Below are 20404 nucleotides of genomic sequence, written 5' to 3' on the forward strand. Positions count from 1 at the left end.
TTTGCCTGAACATGTTTCGTTTTGAAGTCAGGGCAGGGGGAAATGTCTGAAATGTTGTCACTGGAATATCTGGCTTCCCCTGAGTGGAATGGCAAGATCGCCCAGCTTATCGCTTTGGAAGGTAAGGCGAGAGCAGAGGCGCTGTTTGACATGTTCTCGGCCGCGCTCCGATCAGACGAGATGATGTTGTTTCATTTTCGGGAAAATGTTGGACCAGAGGTGGTGGAACATCGCACGCTGAATTCTGTCAGGCAGCAGCAGGTCGACGACTATAAAAACGGATTTTACCTTACTGATCCATTCTATCTCGCCATTGAGCGGTCCATCGAAAATCAGGCGATCAGCCTTAAGGACGTGGTAGATCAGGATGATTTTCAAGCCAGCGATTTTTTCGTTCGGCACTATGTGGACACCGATCTTGTCGATGAGATGTGCTATTGCATGTCGGAGGGGCAGGGCGGGCACATATTGCTTTCCTTCGCGCGCTCCCGTGATGCGGGGCGTTATTCGGATAAGGAATTGGAACTGGCCAAGGCGATTGCTCCGATTGTCTTCGGCACGCTTTCCTCGAGCTGGCGACATTTTGCCGATCCGAAACTATTTGCTCCTCCTTCGCCCGAAGAAGTGAAGCTGCACGACGATCTTAAAAGAGCCCGCGATAATTTCGGCCGCTCGCTATTGACCGATCGCGAGTTCGAAGTCGTTCAAATGATGCTGAGAGGATATCCGATAGATGTGATCGCGAAACGGCTGAAAATGGCCGAGGGCACGGCGAAGGTGCATCGGAGGAATATATACGCCAAGCTGGATATCAATTCGATGGCGGAACTGTTTTCGCTGTTCATCGACGTGGTTGGGGAAGTGAATGTCGGCCTGGATGCCGATCCGTTGCTTCAATATGGGCAGGTGCCCCGCAGCAACTGACTGACCTGCGCGCTCATGCTCTATTTGTCTTTTGTTTTCCGCATTTTCCGAGCCAGCAGATGATGCCATCTGCTTCGAAAATGCTCTAGGCCACGCGAGGGACGGATATGGCCCCTTGAACATCCGGTGACGAACCAGCCGTCATCATGTTGGCTGCGCGGACTGTATTCGAAAGCAGGCATGCGATGGTCATGGGTCCGACGCCGCCCGGCACAGGGGTGACGGCGGCGGCATGATCCAGCTCTGAAGTCACCGCATCACCCACGATTATGCTCCGGCCATCCTTGTCGACAATCTTGTTGATGCCGATGTCTATCACGATCGCTCCGGGCTTGACCCAGCCGCCGCGCACCAGGCCGGGACTGCCCGCGGCCACGATCACGATGTCGGCGGTTGAAACGATGGACGGCAGATTACGCGTGTTGATGTGCGTGACGGTGACGGTGCATTCTCTTTCCAGCAAAAGCAGGGCGACAGGCTTGCCGACGATGTTGGACTTTCCGATGACGACAGCCTTGAGGCCGCAAAAATCTTGCACCACGCTTTCAAGCAGAAGAAGACAACCGAGCGGCGTGCAGGGGATCAGTCCGTGAGTACCCGTAGACAGTCGGCCGACATTCACGGGATGGAAGCCGTCCACGTCCTTCGATGGGCAAATGCGGTCCAGCACCACGCTTGCGTCAATATGCTGCGGCAGCGGTAGCTGGACCAATATGCCATGCACGGTGGGATCGATGTTCAGCGCATCGATCTCCGCCAGAAGGGCATCCTGGGTCGTTTCGCTCGGCAGGCGCCGCTCGATCGACGTTATGCCGACCCGCTTGGATGCCTTCAACTTGCGCGAGACATAGACATGGCTCGCCGGATCATCACCCACCAGAATGACCGCCAAGGTGGGCGCGATGCCACAGCGTGTCCGAAAGGCGTCCACGTCGTGGCGAACGGTCTCTAGAATGCCATCGGCCATCATTTTGCCGTCAATGATCTTCGCCATGGTCAGCCTTGTCATTCGGGTGTTGTGGACAGCCGGGTGCCGACGGTGATTTCAGCCCACGCGATCGGCGGCGTAACTGTCCGGACTGGCGGGAAAAACGATCGTCCGGTCGCCGTTCACGAATACGCGATGATGTATGTGAGCGTGGATCGCGCGGGCCAATGTGCGGCTCTCCACATCCCGTCCGATGGATACATAATCGTCCGCGCTCTGCGCATGCGTGACGGCTATGGTTTCCTGTTCGATGATCGGGCCTTCATCCAGTTCCGCAGTAACGTAATGGGCGGTGGCACCGATGAGTTTCACGCCGCGCTTGTGGGCCTGGTGATAGGGCTTCGCACCCTTGAATCCGGGCAGGAAGCTGTGATGGATGTTGATGACCCGGCCCGGCATCCTGCGGCACAGTTCGTCCGAAAGCACCTGCATATAGCGGGCAAGGACGATGAGATCGGCTTGCGTGCGCTCGACGATTGCCATCAGTTCGGCTTCCGCCTCAGCCTTATTATCCTTGGTCACCTTGATATGGTGGAACGGCAGATCGTGACTGAGTACAAGATGCTGATAATCGAAATGGTTGGAGATGACGCCCACGATGTCGATCGGCAGCATGCCGATCTTCCAGCGATACAGAATGTCGTTCAGGCAATGTCCAAAGCGGGACACCATCAGGATGACCTTCATTCTGACTGTGGAATCATGAAATTCGAAATTCATATTCCACTCTGCGCCGATCGGGGAGAAGCCCTCCGCGATTTCCGAAAGCGACTTGCCCTCTTCGGAGACGAAGCTGACCCGCATGAAGAAGGTGCCGGTTTCCACATCATCGAATTGCGAGGAATCCGAGATGCTGCATCCCTGGCTCGCCAGATAGCTGGAAATGGCGGCCACGATCCCGCGCTTTGACGGACAGGATACGGTGAGGATATCGGTCGTCACATTCTTCTCCAAAATTCTATGCCCAGTTGCGCGCCGTGGGCTTCACAGCTTCGCGGTCAGTTCAGGGACGGCGGTGAAAAGATCGGCGACGAGCCCGATATCGGCGACCTGAAAAATCGGCGCGTCCTCGTCCTGATTGATGGCGATGATGGTCTTGCTGTCCTTCATGCCAGCCAGATGCTGGATCGCGCCCGATATGCCGACCGCGATATAAAGTTCGGGAGCAACGATCTTGCCCGTTTGCCCCACCTGATAGTCGTTGGGGGCATAACCCGCGTCGACGGCGGCGCGGCTGGCGCCCACGCCTGCACCCAGCTTGTCGGCCAATGGCATGATGATCTGTTCGAAGGTCTGCGCATCCTTGAGCGCGCGGCCGCCGGAAACCACGATCTTGGCGGAGGTCAGTTCAGGGCGTTCCAGCTTTGCGATTTCCGCACCGACAAAAGTCGATAGACCTGCGTCGGCCCCGATGGAAACCTCTTCGATCGCGGCGGAACCGCCTGTCGCGGACGCCATGGGAAAGGCCGAACCCCGCACGGTGATCACCAGCTTGGGATCTGTGGATTGGACGGTCGCGATGACATTTCCGGCGTAGATCGCGCGGGTGAAGCTTTTTTCGCCTTCCACGGAGAGGATCTCCGAAATCTGCATGACATCGAGCAGCGCGGCGACGCGCGGGGCTACATTCTTCCCCATGCTTGTCGCCGGGGCGAGAAACGCGTCACGGTTGGTCATAAGGGCTGCCACCAGCGGCGCGACATTTTCCGGCAGCGCGTGCTCGTAACAGGGGGCATCAGCGAGAAGGATTTTATCGACGCCCGCGATCCGTGCGGCGGCTTCTGCCACGGCACGGCACGCAAATCCGGTCACCAGCAGGTCGACGGGGCCGAGTTTGGCAGCGGCCGTGACGGCGGACAGGGTAGCGTCCTTTACCGCGCCATTATCATGCTCGACCAAAAGGAGAGTTCTCATCTCAGGCAACTCCCATTTCCTTGATTTTGACAGCCAGAGCGTCCGTATCGGCGACTTTGATACCGGCGGAGCGGGCTGGCGGCTCGGCCAGCTTCAGGGTCTTGATGCGTGGCGTGCAATCCACCCCGTAGTCCGCGGGACTCTTGATCGTGACAGGCTGTTTTTTCGCCTTCATGATGTTGGGAAGCGAGGCATAGCGCGGATCGTTCAGCCTGAGATCGGCAGTGATGATCGCTGGCAGGGACAGCCTTACCGTTTCCTGGCCACCGTCGATCTCCCGCGTCACATCGATTGCGTCGCCATCGACGCTGATCCGGCTTGCAAAGACGCCCTGCGGCCGGTTCATGAGTCCCGCGAGCATCTGCCCCGTCTGATTTGCATCGTCGTCGATCGCCTGTTTTCCGAGGATGACGAGACCCGGGTCGGTCTCCGCCACGATCTCTTTCAGAATCTTCGCGACGGCGAGTGGTTCGACGTCCGTGTCGGTCTCGACAAGGATGGCGCGGTCCGCCCCCATGGCCAGCGCCGTGCGCAACGTGTCCTGCGCCTTGGCGGGGCCGATGGACACGGCGATGACCTCGGCTGCCTGACCCGATTCCTTGAGGCGGATCGCTTCCTCAAGGGCGATTTCATCGAAGGGATTCATGGCCATCTTGACGTTGGCAAGGTCAACGCCGCTTCCGTCCGCCTTGACCCTGGGCCTTACATTGAAATCTATGACCCGCTTCACGGGAACGAGAATGCGCATGATATCCTCCCGGCGACGCTAAGCGCCTTCAAGATGCAACTGCTGATGTGAGAAAGGTGGCTTTGGCGGCTCAAGCCTTGATGCGCAGGCCCTTTGGATCATACCAAGGCCCCAACTGCGCCTCCACCTCATGCCGTTTCCATGCGATCTCGACCTCGAAGCTGCTCCCTTCCAGAAACGCCTTGTCGACGCCATCTTCGTGATGGACATAACCCATCCCCAGCGAAGCCCCGATGCGATGGCCATAAGCGCCCGAAGAGATGTCGCCGACTATTCGGTCACCGATCCACAGCGGCTCGTTGTGGAAGACGAAGGGGGCGTCCGGGTCCTTCAGCTTGAACTGGACGAGGCGTTTGGTGAGCTTGCCTGCTTCCTTCTGACGCAGAAGCACATCTCGGCCGATGAACCCGCCCGGCTTGTCCAGCGCGACCGCGAAACCCAGGCCGCCTTCCAGTGGCGTATCCTCCTCGCCGATGTCGTGCGCCCAGTGGCGATACCCCTTTTCCATGCGGAGGGAATTGAGGGCGAAGAAGCCAGCGTCGCGAAGTCCAAACTCCGTTCCCGCTTCGACAAGGACATCATACACATGCTGGGCGAATTCGGCCGGCATGTAGAGTTCCCAACCCAGTTCGCCGACAAAGGTGACGCGGCTGGCGCGGACTTTCGCGTAGCCAAGGTCGATTTCCAGACTGGTGCCGAAGGGAAAGGCTTCGTTGGAGAAGTCGGCGGGCGAAATCTTCTGCAGCAGCTCGCGTGACTTGGGTCCCATCACGGCCAGCATCGGCAATCCAGACGTGATGTCGACCACATGGGCATGCGCGTCATCCGGGATATGCCGCTTCAGCCAGGCCATGTCGCGGCGCTGGGACGCAGCGATCGTGACGATCATGAAGGATGTTTCGGACAGGCGCGTGATGGTGACGTCGGCCTCGATACCGCCCTTGGGATTGAGCCATTGGGTATAGACCAGCTTGCCGACGGGCACGTCGATCTCATTGGCGGAAAGCCGGTTGAGAACCTTGAGAGCGTCGCGGCCCTCCATCAGATATTTGACATAGCAGCTGAGGTCGAAGACCGACACATTCTCCGCCGTGTTGCGGCATTCGGCAGCAGTGTCGTCGAACCAGCTTGGCTTATGATAGGAATATTCTACTTTTGGCGCCGTTCCTGTGCCGCCGAAGAAGCCGGGCCGTTCATAGCCGTTCATTTCGGTCATCCATGCGCCCTTGGCGATCAGGCGATCGTGGAAGGGGCTGCGGCGCACGTTGCGCGCGGTCTCCATCTGCAGGTTGGGCCAATGCATGTTGTACATGGCGCCCAGTGTTTCCGTCGTCCGGTCGTGGAGATATTTCTTGTTCGTCTGGAATGAGACCGTGCGACGGACATCGACATCGACCAGCTCGACCGGCGGCATGCCGTCATTGATCCAGTCCGCAAGAACCTTGCCGACGCCGCCCGATGACAAGATGCCTACCGAGTTGAAGCCGCAAGCGGTGAACAGGCCGCGCACCTCGGGCGTTTCGCCAAGCAGGTAACGGTCGTCGGGGGTAAAGCTCTCAGGTCCGTTGAAAAACAGCTGGATACCCGCATTGGCCAGCAGTGGCACACGGTTTACCGCGAGTTCCAGGATCGGCTCGAAATGGTCGAAATCTTCGGGCAGCGTGTCGAAGCAGAAATCGGGCGAGATGCCGTCCATTCCCCAAGGCTTGGCGTTAGGTTCAAAGCAGCCGAGCAGGAGCTTGCCCGCATCTTCCTTATAATAGGCATGCTCATCGGTGACGAACATGACAGGCAGGTTGCGGGGAAGTTCCGGGATAGCCTCGGTGACGATGTAGAAATGCTCTGCGGCATGCAGGGGAAGGCTTACGCCGATTTGCGCCGCCAGATCGCGCGACCACATGCCGCCGGTGATGACGACCTTCTTCGCCCGGATTTCACCTTGCTCTGTCATGACGCCGACAGCCTTGCCGCCTTCGACGATGATGTTCTTGACCAAGCATTGCTCAAGGATCTTGGCGCCGCCCATGCGCGCGCCTTTGGCATAGGCCATCGTTACGTCGATGGGGTTGACCTGACCGTCATTGGGGAACCAGAATCCGCCGACGATGCCGTCGATGTTTACTGGCGACCAGCGCTCCTTGATCTGGCCGGGGGTTACGGGTTCGACAGGCAAACCGAAATTGCGCCCCATCGATGCGCCGCGGGCAAGCTCTTCAAGCCGTTCGGGCGTTTTGGCAAGGCGCAGCGAACCCCGTTGCATATAGCCGGTGGCCATGCCCGTTTCGGCCTCCAGCTGCCCGAACAACTGCCCCGTATAATAGGCAAGCTCCGTCATCCTTCGATTTGCGCGGAGTTGTGTGACCAATCCCGCCGCATGCCAGGTCGTGCCACAGGTCAGTTGCTTGCGCTCGCACAGCACTACGTCGGAAATGCCTAATTTGGTCAAATGGTACGCTATGGAGCATCCTGCGATGCCGCCACCGATGATTACGACTTCGGCGGAACTCGGATATGACGTCACGAAAAACACTCCAGATGTCTGCGATATGGCGAGTGCGCAGAGGTATTCACATGCGCATGTGAAGAGGTTGCCGGTCCATCAAGTCATCACCCGGCAGCAGGTCTTTAAATTTTGATCGGAGCGTTTGAATGTCCGGCAAACTGTTTATCCGCTATTGGAACGACGCACCCATCAGGAAGAAATCTATTGTGTAGATGGCATTGTGCTGATGACGGACTGGTGTAACAATACCCCGCTCGGGGTAGTATATGCGGGCGCGGCTGGGGCGAGCACGGGCCACCTAGAGGGTGCGCCAACCGAAAAGGCGGCTGCTCTTGGCCACCATCAGATAGAAGTGTGGCATCCGTCTCTCGTAACCCAACGTCTCGCAGGCCGCATTTCTCAGGGGCAGCAATGGTCGAAGGTGAAGTCTGCGACTGGGTAACTACTCCGATGAGGGTAGGAGCATGGCCATCCCGCGTCAGCTATAGGTCTGTCACGGCGAAAGAGTGGCGGGCCTGAGCGTCCAGAACTGATTTAGGACGCGGGTCAAGCCCGCCACCCTTCTATCTAGTGGGATGAACAGCAAAAATCTGCGGATGCGCCGTTTCGAGAAAGGTGTTTGAAGAGGATGGCCAAGTGAGGGGACGGGGAGCGTGAGAGAACATGAGTTCCGCAAGCGGGTCGTCGGAGAAATGCATTTGCGGCGCTGGCCACGGCTTTCAGCGTCGATGGAGATCGTGCAGATACTCAACATTCTAGATGAAGGTGATCGGGCGCAGGAACGCGATTTCGTCGCTCAATTCAGTGGGAAGCCAGCTTGTCTCCCCGGCGCCAGCCATGTTTCAGGAACGCTGCATGACGGGATAGCTTACACCTGGGAGCGTCACAGCGAAGCAAGCACTATCACTCTTTTTATAGACTCCGGCCAAGCGGACTCGACGGACCATGCTGTTTCGCAAATGGAAAAATTGCCGGGGGCGGCGATACGCGCAACCAGGATCGAGATCGTCGAAGATGAGGAGAAGGCTCAGACCCGCTTGGAGGATATGGCGTTCTTTGGCGATGAACTGGTATCCTGCCATGTAGGCGACGGTATTCGTATCTGGTCCGATTTTCGTATCGGGCCTGAAGGATATGGCAGGCTTCTGGTGGCCGCAAACGGCGCCAGTGATGGCGACCTCACACGTACCGTGCAGCGTTTTCAGGAACTGGGGAACTACCGCAATCTGGCCCTTATGGGCTTGCCGGTGGCCCAAGCGCAATCGCGATTGCTGCTCGAAGCCGAAGCCAAATTGGGGGAGCTTGGCCAGATGCTGAGTCATCCGGAGGTCCGTGATGACGATCTGCTGGACGAGTTGTGTCAGCTTTCGTTGGAGATCGGCGCCGTCGCTGGCGCAACAAACTATAGAATGAGCGCGACCGCAGCATACGCTCAACTGGTTGATGAGCGGCTGGCCGAACTGGCTCCCCGACCGATAAGGGGGTGTCAGTCGCTCATTGATTTCACCCAGCGCCGCTTTCTTCCGGCGGTGCGCACATGTGCGAGCTTCACTAAACGGTCGCACCAGATCGCCAATGTCGCTGCCCATCTTTCCAATTTGCTGAGGACCCGGATCGAAACGCGGATCGAAAATCAGAATGCCAGACTTCTGACCTCGCTCGAACGAAACGCCAGCATGACGCTGAGGCTTCAACAACTGGTCGAGGGATTGTCTGTGGTCGCCATCAGCTATTATAGCGTGTCGCTGCTGGGGCATATGCTTGAAGGGATAGAGCCCTTCGCGCCTGCTCTGCACGCTTCGGCGATCGTGTCCGTCGCGACGCCGCTCATACTGACCGGAACCTGGTTTTGCTTGCACCGCCTCCGCAACGCGGTGCTGCGGCAGCCAGGAGGCTAAAACAATCCATAGCAATGGAAGCGTTGCGGGGCGAGGGTTGAACTGGTGATTTTTCCTTTCGTGTTTTGGAGACCGCGGAGTTGGCCTTGACGGCAGGGCTTCGTTTATACCCTCGCAGAGGTATTGCCGATCAAGGTCGCCACCGGCACCAACGGGCGAATTAGGGTATAGTTGTTTTCCAGTTATTGAAGGAAGTCGTCTTCCAGCGGCTGTCGTAATTTTCGCTGCTTTGAAGAAAAGCGTGCACTTTTAAAAAAGAACAGAGTTTTCATAACTTTGGAAGTTAGAAGGCCAGGTGGCGCGTGAACATGATGGATTTGTTCAAGCTCAAAAGGAGAGTTGCTCTCGTAACGGGGCGCGCGCGCGGCATCGGCTTTGAGCTTGGCACCGCCCTGTCTCACGCTGGCGCGATTGTTTATTCTGCCGATCTCTGGCGGCGGCCAAGGTGATGAAGGATCGTGGCGGAGGCTCCATCGGCTACGCGGCGACGACGGGCGGGGTCGTGCAGCTTGCGCGCCCGCTGGGCGCCATGCTCGCTCCCGATGGCATCCGGGCAGATTCGATAGCCCCGGTTAATGTCGCCAGACGTTCGCCGACTCCAGGCCGAACTGTTGGCTCGTCCGCCGATAAAGCGCTACGCCCGCCGCAGGAACGGCGAGGCGCGGCTCTCTTCCTGGCGTCCGGCGCCTCATCATACTGCACAGGCTACACCTATGCCGTCGGTGGGGGTTGGCTTGGAGCTTGACCGGGCGGGCGAGAGCGACGCGCAACTGAACTTTACCATAGTCTTTCTGGGAGCATTCTGATGTCTGGGTTCAAGCCATTTGCCGACTATAGCAACCATATCCTGGTGAACGGAGAGCTGCGGCGAAGTGCTTCCACGACCGCGCTTGACGTGATCGATCCCGCCACGGAACAAGTGGTTGCGAGCGTATCGGACGCGACCGACGCCGAACTCGATCAGGCGGTCGCCAGCGCCATGCAGGCGCAACGCGCATGGCTCAAGCTTTCGGCGCTGGAGCGTACCGAAGCGCTTCATAAGGTCGCACAGGCGATCGAGGACAACCGGCCGTTGCTGGCTGAATCGATGACCCGCGAAATGGGCAAGCCTTACAAGGAAGCCTTTGACGAGGTCACATGGTCCGTATGGGCGTTCCGTTACTATGCCGAAGTGTCCCGTCATGATCATGGCCGCGTCGTCGGGCCGGTCGTGGCCGGTCATATGAACCTCGTCACCAAGCATCCGCTCGGCGTCGTCGGCATCATCATGGCCTTCAATTTCCCTTACTGCCTCTTTTCCTGGGAAGCGGCGGCGGCGCTGGGCGCCGGGAATGCCGTGATCCTGAAGCCGTCCGACCACACGTCAGTCTCCTCGATCCTTTTCCTCAAGACGATGATGCCGCACCTCCCGGCTGGCCTGATCGGTATGATCACGGGCGGCGTCCGCGTCGGTACGGCGATGGTGGCACATAAGGACATTCATGGCATCGCTTTCACTGGCAGCGTGGGCGCGGGCCGGGCCGTCGCGAAGGGGTGCGCCGAAAATTTCAAAAAGGCTCTGATCGAAACGTCAGGCAACGACCCGTTCATCGTCATGCCGTCGGCGAATCTTGATATTGCTGCGCGCGCCGCCGTCTTCGCCGCCAATCTCAATGCGGGTCAGGTCTGCACATCGGGCGAGCGCTTTTATATCCATCAGGACATCCACCAGGCCTTCATCGACAAGGTGGTCGGGCTGACGCGAAAGATTCGTATCGGCAACGGCCTGGACAAGGTCGATATGGGGCCGATGGTGTCGGAGCGCGAGCGGAGTCGCTACGAAGGACTTGTCTCCCGTGCGATCAAGGCAGGGGCCAAGGTGGCGACAGGCGGCGCGCGTCCGTCTCACCTCAACGCGGGCTATTTCGTCGAACCCACGGTCTTGACGGACGTCCAGCCGGACGCGGAAATCCTGAACGTCGAAAGCTTCGGCCCGGTGATGTCCATTTGCCGCGTCGCTGATTTCGACGAAGCCCTCACGCTCGCCAATCGTTCGGAATATGGTCTGGGATCGACGGTCTACACCACGGACCTTGGCGAAACGCATCGCGCCATCGAAGAGCTTGAAAGCGGCATGACCTGGATCAACGCGCCACTGATGGACAATAACGCCGCGCCGTTCGGCGGCCGCAAGATCTCCGGCATGGGTGGCCAGCTAGGAGCGGAAGGCCTGGACCAGTTCCGGCATTCTAAGATGGTGATGATCGACCCGTCCTGCTCATCCCATGATTTCTGGTGGTTCCCTTATGCTGACGCCGAAGCGTTCGGCGGCGAGAAGTGAAATCCCGATTTTGTCTTAGTTCGTGAAAGAAATTACAGAAAGGCTCGCATTACAGTTGCATATCGATTGAAACTCTGAATCAAAGGGTCTCCATTGTAAGGAGGCCGTGGATGACGGATGCATCGATTGAGACCACGCTGGAGCTGTGGGCACCGTCGCTTCGCGACGTGAAGGGTCGTATGCGCGGCTTGTTCACGCAGTAACGAGTTGCAGCGTCAGCGTTTTCCTGCTGAGCGACGAGCGTCGTAAGACGGGTTGGATGCGCGCTGAGGCGGCGGGTGATCCGAGGCCTTGGCGAATCAGGCTATTTGTGCCGGGCGCTGGGACGCGGACGGGCTTCGCGACATTGTGCGGGAGTTTGTTGTCGAGAACCTCGACACACAGGACGGAGTTCTGGTCATTGATGAGACCGGATTCCTCAAGCAGGGCAAGGCATCCTGTGGTGTTGCGCGTCAACAAATCGGGTCGGCGAGCAAGACACGAACTGCCAGATTGGCGTGTTCGCCGCCTATGTGTCGGCACGGGGTCACGCCTTTATCGATCGAGCGCTCTATTTGCCGGTGGATTCTATTTCGAAGTGCGAAATCCTAGGTTTTATAGGGGTTTGATCCCCTTTCCAGGAAGGCACATGATGAACAGCTATCAGCATCTGGGTTTGGACGAGCGGCGCGACGTTTATCGTTTGGTGGCGACCGGTCGGTTCGTGCGGGAGGTTGCAGCAGCGCTCCGCCGTCATCCGTCGACGATTTCTCGCGAGTTCAAGCGCACCCGGCACCTGGATGAGCATCCGCTGTTTCGAGGTTATTTCCCCACCGTCGCGCAAAACCTGGCCCGCGAGCGCCGCGTTCGCGGCGATAAGATTGCGCGAAAACCCGAACTCGCTACCTATATCGCCGATCGCTTGTCGGTCGCCTGGTCGCACGAGCAAACCGCAGCGCATAATGCTTCACCCGACGGTAGATCGTGGCATGATCCGCGCGGATGCCGCCCTCGAAACAATGTCTTTCCATCTCCCCCCGGGGCGTTCGGCCATCCCGTTGTCCCATTGCCAAATTTTTGCGACAGAGCCGACTGCGCGCGTCGGGGTTGGTGGCGATCGTTGTCGAGGATGAATCGACCGCTCCGGTGCGCGGCTGCTCAGCGTCGGGCGTAGCAATTGCGATCAGGAGGGGGAGGGCTCTCCATTCGGCCCCGGTTGGTCACATCTGGCGGGCGACGATTCAGCGCGCGTTCGATCGCCGCGCGCTGCCGGATTTGACGGCGGATGATGTGGCGCGGTTGCCCAACGGGATCAGCGCATTCGACATCGGGTGGGGCTCAACCCAGCAGCGAGGATCTCGCGAGCATCGTGGACGGGCTGCGTTGTAAATCGCCACCACGCAACCGCAATCTCGCCGCCGAGCAGGGCGCAGCCGGGCGCTCACGGCCAAGATCTGGTGATAAGGGTCCCCATTACGCTTTTGGTCCTCCAGAAGTTGCTTGAGGCTTGCGCGCTTTCCGTCACGGCAAGGCTGCTCGTTCCAACCAAGTCTGGACAAATAATGCCGACAACATCAATGGCTGGCTCTGCGCCCCCCTTACCAGGTCAAGACTGGTGACCAGTGACTACCGCCACAGTGTGGAGGCGTCTCGCCAGGATTGATGGCGTTTCTTCCCCGATCCTTTACTGCCGATCGGCACACACGTCGTGAGGACAGGCTGGAATCGCGGCCTTCCTTCCTCTGTCCGACGCCCCCCAAGCCAGGCCTCCGCGCGAAACCATGGTCATGGCGAAGATCGCCATCAGGAGGGTCAGGCCGATCTCGGCATAGCCGATCGCATCATATCCGCCCATGTCATTGAGATAACCGCCAATAAAGGGCGCGATAGCGATGCCGCCGATGAACGCCCCGCCGAGCGCTGACGCCAGCCTGCCTTTTCTATCGACCAGCGCCGCCACCGCATAAAGCTGGGCATAAGCCATGAAGTATATCGTCGCCCAGGCGACGATGCCGATGCTAAACTGGATCGCACTTCCATTGGCGAGGGTGAAGAGCCACAGGAACAACCCGGCGACAACGAGCGAAAGCGCCAGCAGAAATTTCGGCGGCATGGTTCGCGATAGGAACAACTGCATGACCGGACCAATGATGCTGATACCATACATGACCGAGAATAGTGTACCTATCTGCTGGAGGCTCATTCCAGTCTTGGTGCCGATCTGCTCGGCGACGAGCCATGGCAGCGTGTCTCTCAGGCCGAAAAACAACGCAACCAGCATCAGCATGATACCGTTGAGGCCCAGCAATACATGTGGTCCGCCCTGTTCCGCGTCGGCCATAGCCGCTGCCTCTTCATTCGGCCTGCGTGGCACGAAGGGTGTGGCGAGCGCCCCAAGCGCAACCGTTCCGGCCAGCGCTAAAAACACGCCCCGATGGCCATAATGTTCGCTGATGAAGGCAAAGGTCGGCATCAGGATCATCATGAATCCGACCAGCAGCAGGGTAAGATGTCCCGACAGTTTTTCCGGGTTCACGCCGTTCGCGATCGAGGCATTGCCAATTGTCAGGGCGATACCGGCGCCCAGCCCGGCAATGAACCGCAGGACCGCAAAACTGGTCATGTCGAGTTCGAGTGTCCCACAGAGTAAATTGATGCTGATGACTATGATGACGCTCGCCCAGGCGGCCTGTCGTCGAATGCCGCGATCCATGAAAGGGGCAAGCGCAAGGGAACTCAAAAATAGGCCGGAAAATTCAATTGTTCCCAGAAATCCGACCTGCGTTGCACTAAGGTGCAATCCAGCCATGAGCGAGCCTGCCAGCAGTGGCAGCACCCAATAGGTGATCAGGCCGATAGCTTGCGAAAAAGCAAAGCATACGAAGAGAAGGCTCCAGTCATCGGGCAGGATCGCCCATGTCGGCTTTGGACGAACCTTCGCCTGCAACTCTTCGTTCATGGAAACTCCTGGTCTGACTGCATGTCGGCGGTGCCCCACCTGGCCGAACAGGCCATTATCTCGACCTCTCTCGTACCTCACAATACCCTTCAGATGGTAGAAGTGATGCTATCCAAGTTTGCAACGTGAGGAGGAACTGGCGGCGTGCTAGAGCATTTTCGAAGCAGATGGCATCATCTGCTGGCCCGGAAAATGCGGAAAACAAAGACAAATAGAGCATGATTCGATTCAATCTGATCGGATCATGCTCTAGATGGGGGGGATGCCCGACGGCGAGTGCCTACCGCCGAATTTCGAAACCGTCTCTGAGCCCGGCAAATAGCCGTCCGCAGATCCACTCGACTCCCGGTCACGATGCTTACCACCGGAACCGGGAGCCATGGTGGCAGGGTCAGAAATTCACGCGTACCGTGCCGCCAAAGATGCGCGGGGGACCATAGACCTGAATGGTGTTGCCAAAAAAGGACGTCAAGTCGAAAGCGTAGGTCTGATTCTTCTTGTTAGCGAGGTTCTGTACAAACAAGGACACTTCGGCATCCTTATTCCCCAGCGGGAATTTGTAGCCGACGCGCGCGTTCATCAGCGCATACCCCTTGCCGCTAACCAGTGGTCCGTTGATTGTGTTGTAATGTTGGCGGCTTGTATAAGAGCCATCATACTGGAACGACAGGGTGCCATTGGCGACCGGTTGCTCGTAGCGCAACAGCCAATTGGCGGTAAGATCGGGCGCGAGGATCATATGCTGCTTGGCGAATGTTCCCGGTGCCACCTCGACATCCTTGACACTCGCAGACATCGCCGCGACGCCAAACCGGGTTTCTAGACCGTCCAACGGACGAATGGTCAGTTCCGCTTCGCCGCCGTAGATCGTCGCGGGGAAATTCTTCACGATTGAGGAAAGGCCAGTAAAGATGAAGCCCTGATAGTTCTTGTAGTCGTAATAGAAGCCGCTCATGTTGAGGCGCATCACGCCATCGATGAGATCAGCTTTCATGCCCACTTCATAGGCATCCAGCGTCTCAGGCTTGAACGGCAGCTCTGAAACACTGAGCAGGCCGTCGAGAGGCGCTGTGAAGCTGCCCGCCTTCACCCCTCGGTTATAACCGAGATAGAACATCAGATTCCGATTGGGCGAATATTCGAGCTGGCCCTTCCAGGTGAAGAAACTGCTGTTCAGCTTGAGATGGGAGCGATCCGTTTCGGCCAGCAGCGACCCAGGGATGGTGACATCCGCGCAGGTGCTAAGGCCACCGGGAATATCGACGCAGTTGGCCTTGATATTATATTGCTTGCGGTCATCCGTCCAACGCAGGCCGAGGATCAGCTTGAGTTGATCGGTCAACTCATATTCTCCCTGGGCGAAGGCAGCGAAAGCCTTCGTCTTGAGTCCATAGTCGAGATCAATGCCATAACCATAGCCGGGAATCGGATCGCCGGTAACACTGTCTGTCGCCCCTGTCACGCCAGGAAACTGGAAAGTTCCAAAATAATTACCATCTATAACCAGGTAATATAGTCCGGCTGTCCATGTAAAACTGTCAGACTTTCCATTGGCACGGACTTCGGCGCTAAACGTATTAGCATCCTGATCCGTTCCGAACGCAGCAATATTATACGGACCTCCATCATCATCTTCGAGATATGACTTTTTACTCTTAGAATAATTGACGATAGCGGTCAGATTCCAGTCATCTGCAGTATAGGTTAGGTCGCCAGTGTAGGAATAGGATTCCTTATCAACGAAACCGCGAATATTTGGAGCTTCCGAGTTGATTTTCGGATCGAAAGGAGAGCCGAAAAAGTCCGTGGCGTTGAGGTCGATGACACCGTTTGGCGTAGGCACAGTGTCATACGCGTTTCCGACATTGTTGACCCTGCCATAGTTGAAGGTGAAACCAGCGGTCACGGCATCGGTGACGTCCCAATCCACCTTCGCGCGGATGTTTTGATTATCGAAATTGCGAAATCTGTCTGCCTTGGTCGCCTTTGCCTTTTCAGGAAATTCACCGAAAATCTCACCAGCGTTGGTTGCCAGTCCGGTTCCTGAATGCTTGAAATAACCATCGGATTTGTTCGATACAAAGGCGATCCGCGCGCGCACCGTGTCGGACAACGGTCCGGAAAGTGCTCCTTCGAAGCGCATCTGCCCATATTTGGCGAGCGTGATATCGGTATAACCCTCGAACTCTCGCGTCGGGTCCTTAGTGACGATATGGACGAGCCCGCCGGTCGCGTTTCTGCCGAACAGCGTGCCCTGCGGGCCGCGCAACACCTCGACATGATCGACGTCGAACATTTCCGCCGTTGCCGAGCCGGTTAGCGCCATATAGACCCCGTCCACATAGACGGCACTCGGTGCTTCCTGATGGTCCGCGAAGTCGTTCTGCGAAATGCCACGGATCGAGAAGAGGCCGGTGGAACCGCCGCCGGAAAAGGACGTGGCGACCAGGCCAGGAGTCTGCGCAGCGATATTTTCCGAGCTGGACCAGCCCATCTGTGCGATGTCCTGACCGGAAAAAGCGGAGATCGAAATGCCAACATCCTGCACGGATTGCGCGCGCTTCTGAGCGGTGACGACTATATCCCCCAGCCCGGAAGATGTATCCACCTCCTGGGCATAAAGCGGCGAGATGCCGGACATGAAGAACGCGCAAAATGCCGCACCTTGACAGAAATATGACTTTCTCATAATTTTCCCCACAGAACTATTTTTTCTGAATTTTAGGCTTCTGCGCCCCAGGCCTCTTTCCGCGAGGCAGGAATTGAAATTCAGGGCTGAGCGCCTGCTTTACAATACCCTCAAAGAGGTATTGATGCTTCGTCACATCAGATCACACTTCAGTGTAAAGGCGGGGCCATTACAGCTGGCAGAAGTGGGCTAAGGCTGCCGTCCTGACTTGAAGTGGGCATCAATCGGAGAAGGCAGTGATCAAGTTCAAAAAGGCGAGAAGCAGATCCATTGCCGCAGCGGAAACCGCTGAAACCGTTTCCCGCCGGGATTTCATCGCTAGTGTTTCTGTCGCCACTGTTGCCACGTCAGTCGCCCTATCGGGCTGCTCTGCCGTCAATGGCGGCGGTGGTTCGGACTACGACGTTATAGTCGTGGGGGGCGGCATGGCTGGTGTCAGCGCCGCTCGCGAAACCTCCAAGGCAGGTCTTAAAACTATACTACTTGAAGCCCGCAACCGCCTTGGCGGACGCACCTTCTTTGCCCCGTTCGGCGACGAGAAAGTGGAACTCGGCGCTAACTATCTCTACTGGCTGCAACCGCATATCTGGGCGGAAGTAAACCGTTACCAGCTGCCGATTATTGACACGCCAGCGGCTGTCGCTCCCGAACGGTGGATCTACCTCAAGAACGGGAAGGCAGTTGAGGCGGACATCGCCACCCTCTGGCCCAAGGTCGATAGGGCGCTGACCGATTATTGCGGCATGTCTCGCGAGGTATTCGAACGGCCCTATGACACCTTCTTCAACGACAAGTGGAAGCCCTATCAGAACCTTTCGATCCAGGACCGGTTGAACCAGATGGGATTGGATGAGGATGTCCGCATCAATGTGAACGCCATCTGGTCGGCCATGTCTCATGCCAAGTGCAATGAGGGCGGCTTTCTCGAAATGCTCCGCTGGTGGGCTAACCTCGGCAGCAATTCGACCGATTTCAACAATGCCACCTCCCGTTACAAGTTTGAGAAGGGTACTATCTCGCTCATCGACGCAATGATCAACGACGGCAAAACCGAAGTGAAATTGAGTACCCCGGTCAAGCGGATCGAGCAGAAAGGGGACAGGGTAAAGGTCACTACCGAGGAAGGGCAGACCTTGACTGCCCGTAAGGTGGTCCTTGCCGCTCCGCTTAATACATGGGCCGATTTCGAATTTGAACCCGCCCTTGCCGAAGTTAAGCTGAAGACGTCGAAGGAACGGCATGTCGGCAACGGCAACAAGCTTCACGTTAAGACCAAGGCCGAACTGGGCAATATCTTTCTTACCGCCGATGACAGTTTCGGACCGCTGCAATATGGGTATACTGAAAAGTCCGGGCCGGAGGGGACGACACTGCTGTCCTATGGCCTTGATGGCAGCTTCGATGTCAATAATCTCGAGGCGGTCCAGACCATGCTGCGCACCTTCATTCCTGATCTCGAGCTGGAGGCGACCTTTGGCTACCAGTGGGCGTTCGATCCATTCTCGAAGGGGACATGGTGCACGCTGCGACCGCATCAGTTCGCACTGATACCAGAACTGCAGAAGCCTGAGGGCAATATCCATTTTGCCACCTCTGATATTGCGACCATGTGGCGCGGTTGGATGGACGGCGGTATCGAGATGGGTGTCAGCACCGGTCAGCAGATCGCGAAGGACCTGGTCAAGGCCTGACGGACGGAAAAGGAAGAAGGATGAAGATTGCTCATTACCGCATCGCGGTAACCGCCATGACTGTCGCACTAGCCTTGGGCGGCTGCGGCGGGCAGCCGAAGCAGGCTAGCCATTCAGAATCGGAAAGCTCAGGCGGCAGTGTCGCAAGCCAGGATGCTGCGCCTCCGCTACCAAAGGAGGTAAAGCTTGATCCCGAGTGCGATCAGGCACTGGCCAAGACCACTGTCATCCAGTGTGAGGTGTGCCACAGCCTTCAGAAGGGCCAGCCTAATATGACCGGTCCCGATCTGTGGGATGTTGTCGGCCGCAAAGCGGCTTCGATGGAAGGGTTCGCCTATTCGCCTGCGCTGAAGGCGAAAGGTATAACATGGGACGAGAAGACTCTCGACTCCTTCTTGGCCAATCCGCAAACCTTCGTGAGCGGTACGCGCATGGCATTTGGTGGGGTCAAGGATGCGGCCGCCCGGGCAGCCGCGATCTGCTATCTCAAGGCGCTTCACTAACATCGGAACATCATCCCTGAGGGTAAGAATGAGAACAGCATTGCTTACTATTGCCGTTTCCGCACTGGTCGCCGTTACGGGCGAGGCCACGGCACAGACTCCATCTTCTCTCGCTGACGAGGCAAACCGGTGGTACGAGCGGGTCTACGCGGCGGATTTCGTTAGCGGCAGCCCGAATTTCTACGGTCACTATCTTGCCCAGGTACAGTTCATCCGGGGGAACGAGGCCCGGATACTAAATCGCGGCGATTTAGAAGCAGCCCTTTATACCGAATATGTGGAACCCTGGACCAAGGCTGGCTGGAAGAATAGCCACCTTGCCAATGTCAAGGCAGTAGCCTTGGGCCGGAACACTGTGCTGCTGCAGGCGCGCTGGTCGATAACCGATGGTGATGGCCACTCCGTCACCGCCTGCATTAAGCCTGGCTGGAACTACGTCGTGGTCAAGGCTGAGAACCAGTGGCATATCGTCACGGAAATAGAGGCGCCTTGCCAGGATTGACGGCCCTCGCCATTCTAAAGGTGACGTTCTGAAATAGGTCATTGCACGAGCGAACCACAAATGTCCTCTGAGGGTGGACACAGTTTACATGGACAGCCGGTGTTTCGACTAACATAATCATTATCATTGCTTCGACCGGCTGTAAGCGCCGGATATAGATGACACCCTTCTGCTAGCTGTCTGGTTGCGACACATCATTGGCGTAATATAGTATGTCGTCGACTTTGGTCATAAGATCGTCCGGTGCCGTCGGCTTGTAAAGAGGATTGGCGAGCGCGGGCATAAGGCCGATCCGCTCCTCTACCTTCTGGCATGGTGAGCTGCCGAGGAGCACGCGCTGTCGTCGCCGATTGTAGGCACGGTTGAAGCCGGTCAGCAGGATTTCCAGATCAGCATGGCCGGCGACGTTGATGCCCATCACTTCGCTGGCGATGCGGCCGTTGAAGCGTTCGACCATGCCATTGGTTTGCGGGGTATAGGGTCGTGTCGTGCGGTGAACGAGGTTGATCTTCGCGCAGGCGCGTTCGGAACAGGTTTCTCTGACAGGGTTGCCTGCGCGGCGGGTTGATCATCTGCCTGCGGATCGGCCTGCTGAGCGAAAGCCGACGTGGCCGTCGTGGGAGCATGAGCATCCCTCCGCCGAATGTTTCATCTTCCTGTCCTCGCGAAATTGAAATGCGGCGCTCATCGACCGTCAGCCATGCGCGCGATATAAGTATCGTACCGTAGCGCGCGCCCAACGCGACCGCCCTATTTTAAGCATTCAAAGCCCCCGCCTTGGCTTAT

General features: G+C 57.6%; 14 protein-coding genes and 4 pseudogenes. 10 read left to right on the forward strand and 8 right to left on the reverse strand.

Going from position 1 to position 20404, the window contains the following annotated elements:
* Positions 1-21 precede the first annotated feature (21 nt).
* Positions 22-924, forward strand: a complete 903-nt coding sequence (locus ACZ5TB_RS17150) for a helix-turn-helix transcriptional regulator (RefSeq protein ID WP_464792871.1) — start codon at positions 22-24, stop codon at positions 922-924.
* 85 nt (positions 925-1009) lie between these two features.
* Here ACZ5TB_RS17150 and ACZ5TB_RS17155 read toward each other — a convergent pair whose 3' ends face one another.
* The 5 genes from ACZ5TB_RS17155 to ACZ5TB_RS17175 all read right to left on the reverse strand — a co-directional run bounded on the left by ACZ5TB_RS17155 (position 1010) and on the right by ACZ5TB_RS17175 (position 7095).
* On the reverse strand, positions 1010-1918 hold the full coding sequence (locus ACZ5TB_RS17155) for a bifunctional 5,10-methylenetetrahydrofolate dehydrogenase/5,10-methenyltetrahydrofolate cyclohydrolase (RefSeq protein WP_464780655.1): 909 nt from the start codon (positions 1916-1918) through the stop codon (positions 1010-1012).
* Positions 1919-1969: 51 nt separating this feature from the next.
* Positions 1970-2854, reverse strand: a complete 885-nt coding sequence (gene purU / locus ACZ5TB_RS17160) for a formyltetrahydrofolate deformylase (RefSeq protein ID WP_464780656.1) — start codon at positions 2852-2854, stop codon at positions 1970-1972.
* Between the two features lie 42 nt (positions 2855-2896).
* A complete protein-coding gene (locus tag ACZ5TB_RS17165) occupies positions 2897-3826 on the reverse strand; it encodes an electron transfer flavoprotein subunit alpha/FixB family protein (protein WP_464780657.1) in 930 nt (309 codons plus the stop codon).
* Between the two features lies 1 nt (position 3827).
* The gene (locus tag ACZ5TB_RS17170; protein ID WP_464780658.1) at positions 3828-4574 is read right to left on the reverse strand and encodes an electron transfer flavoprotein subunit beta/FixA family protein; all 747 of its coding nucleotides are present in this window, start codon (positions 4572-4574) and stop codon (positions 3828-3830) included.
* Between the two features lie 70 nt (positions 4575-4644).
* A complete protein-coding gene (locus ACZ5TB_RS17175; RefSeq protein ID WP_464780659.1) occupies positions 4645-7095 on the reverse strand; it encodes a GcvT family protein in 2451 nt (816 codons plus the stop codon).
* A 635-nt stretch (positions 7096-7730) separates the two neighbouring features.
* On the opposite strand from ACZ5TB_RS17175, the gene ACZ5TB_RS17180 reads away from it, so the two are divergent.
* The 6 genes and pseudogenes from ACZ5TB_RS17180 to ACZ5TB_RS17205 form a co-directional block, all read left to right on the forward strand.
* Positions 7731-8975 (forward strand): DUF3422 domain-containing protein, encoded by a 1245-nt coding sequence (locus ACZ5TB_RS17180; protein WP_464780660.1) that lies wholly within the window; start codon positions 7731-7733, stop codon positions 8973-8975.
* Positions 8976-9405: 430 nt separating this feature from the next.
* Positions 9406-9720: an SDR family oxidoreductase gene (locus tag ACZ5TB_RS17185; RefSeq protein ID WP_464793276.1), complete on the forward strand. Its 315-nt coding sequence runs from the start codon at positions 9406-9408 to the stop codon at positions 9718-9720.
* A 60-nt stretch (positions 9721-9780) separates the two neighbouring features.
* Positions 9781-11295, forward strand: a complete 1515-nt coding sequence (locus ACZ5TB_RS17190; RefSeq protein ID WP_464780661.1) for an aldehyde dehydrogenase family protein — start codon at positions 9781-9783, stop codon at positions 11293-11295.
* A 110-nt stretch (positions 11296-11405) separates the two neighbouring features.
* A pseudogene (locus ACZ5TB_RS17195) lies at positions 11406-11855 on the forward strand (transposase); the annotation flags it as partial.
* A 71-nt stretch (positions 11856-11926) separates the two neighbouring features.
* A pseudogene (locus ACZ5TB_RS17200) lies at positions 11927-12235 on the forward strand (helix-turn-helix domain-containing protein); the annotation flags it as partial.
* 236 nt (positions 12236-12471) lie between these two features.
* A pseudogene (locus ACZ5TB_RS17205) lies at positions 12472-12778 on the forward strand (hypothetical protein); the annotation flags it as partial.
* A 180-nt stretch (positions 12779-12958) separates the two neighbouring features.
* On the opposite strand, the gene ACZ5TB_RS17210 reads toward ACZ5TB_RS17205, so the two are convergent.
* On the reverse strand, positions 12959-14233 hold the full coding sequence (locus ACZ5TB_RS17210) for an MFS transporter (RefSeq protein WP_464780662.1): 1275 nt from the start codon (positions 14231-14233) through the stop codon (positions 12959-12961).
* 391 nt (positions 14234-14624) lie between these two features.
* Positions 14625-16874, reverse strand: a complete 2250-nt coding sequence (locus ACZ5TB_RS17215) for a TonB-dependent receptor (RefSeq protein WP_464792872.1) — start codon at positions 16872-16874, stop codon at positions 14625-14627.
* Positions 16875-17158: 284 nt separating this feature from the next.
* Between ACZ5TB_RS17215 and ACZ5TB_RS17220 the strand changes: the two genes are divergently transcribed.
* Genes ACZ5TB_RS17220 through ACZ5TB_RS17230 form a run of 3 tightly spaced genes read left to right on the forward strand, consistent with a single transcriptional unit; the run spans position 17159 to position 19618 of the window.
* Positions 17159-18613 (forward strand): flavin monoamine oxidase family protein, encoded by a 1455-nt coding sequence (locus tag ACZ5TB_RS17220; protein WP_464780664.1) that lies wholly within the window; start codon positions 17159-17161, stop codon positions 18611-18613.
* 20 nt (positions 18614-18633) lie between these two features.
* Positions 18634-19116, forward strand: a complete 483-nt coding sequence (locus ACZ5TB_RS17225) for a c-type cytochrome (protein WP_464780665.1) — start codon at positions 18634-18636, stop codon at positions 19114-19116.
* Between the two features lie 28 nt (positions 19117-19144).
* Positions 19145-19618: a hypothetical protein gene (locus tag ACZ5TB_RS17230; protein WP_464792873.1), complete on the forward strand. Its 474-nt coding sequence runs from the start codon at positions 19145-19147 to the stop codon at positions 19616-19618.
* Between the two features lie 172 nt (positions 19619-19790).
* On the opposite strand, the pseudogene ACZ5TB_RS17235 reads toward ACZ5TB_RS17230, so the two are convergent.
* A pseudogene (locus tag ACZ5TB_RS17235) lies at positions 19791-20144 on the reverse strand (integrase core domain-containing protein); the annotation flags it as partial.
* Positions 20145-20404 lie beyond the last annotated feature (260 nt).

The sequence above is a fragment of the Sphingobium sp. TomTYG74 genome, from assembly GCF_055393875.1.

What these genes read in the sequence shown, in the direction of transcription:
- ACZ5TB_RS17215 (WP_464792872.1), bottom strand. Translation starts at nt 16,874, where the DNA reads ATGTCCGGCATCTCGCCGCTTTATGCCCAGGAGGTGGATACATCTTCC.
- ACZ5TB_RS17170 (WP_464780658.1), bottom strand. Translation starts at nt 4,574, where the DNA reads ATGCGCATTCTCGTTCCCGTGAAGCGGGTCATAGATTTCAATGTAAGG.
- ACZ5TB_RS17225 (WP_464780665.1), top strand. Translation starts at nt 18,634, where the DNA reads ATGAAGATTGCTCATTACCGCATCGCGGTAACCGCCATGACTGTCGCA.
- ACZ5TB_RS17210 (WP_464780662.1), bottom strand. Translation starts at nt 14,233, where the DNA reads ATGAACGAAGAGTTGCAGGCGAAGGTTCGTCCAAAGCCGACATGGGCG.
- ACZ5TB_RS17190 (WP_464780661.1), top strand. Translation starts at nt 9,781, where the DNA reads ATGTCTGGGTTCAAGCCATTTGCCGACTATAGCAACCATATCCTGGTG.
- ACZ5TB_RS17155 (WP_464780655.1), bottom strand. Translation starts at nt 1,918, where the DNA reads ATGGCGAAGATCATTGACGGCAAAATGATGGCCGATGGCATTCTAGAG.
- ACZ5TB_RS17165 (WP_464780657.1), bottom strand. Translation starts at nt 3,826, where the DNA reads ATGAGAACTCTCCTTTTGGTCGAGCATGATAATGGCGCGGTAAAGGAC.
- ACZ5TB_RS17230 (WP_464792873.1), top strand. Translation starts at nt 19,145, where the DNA reads ATGAGAACAGCATTGCTTACTATTGCCGTTTCCGCACTGGTCGCCGTT.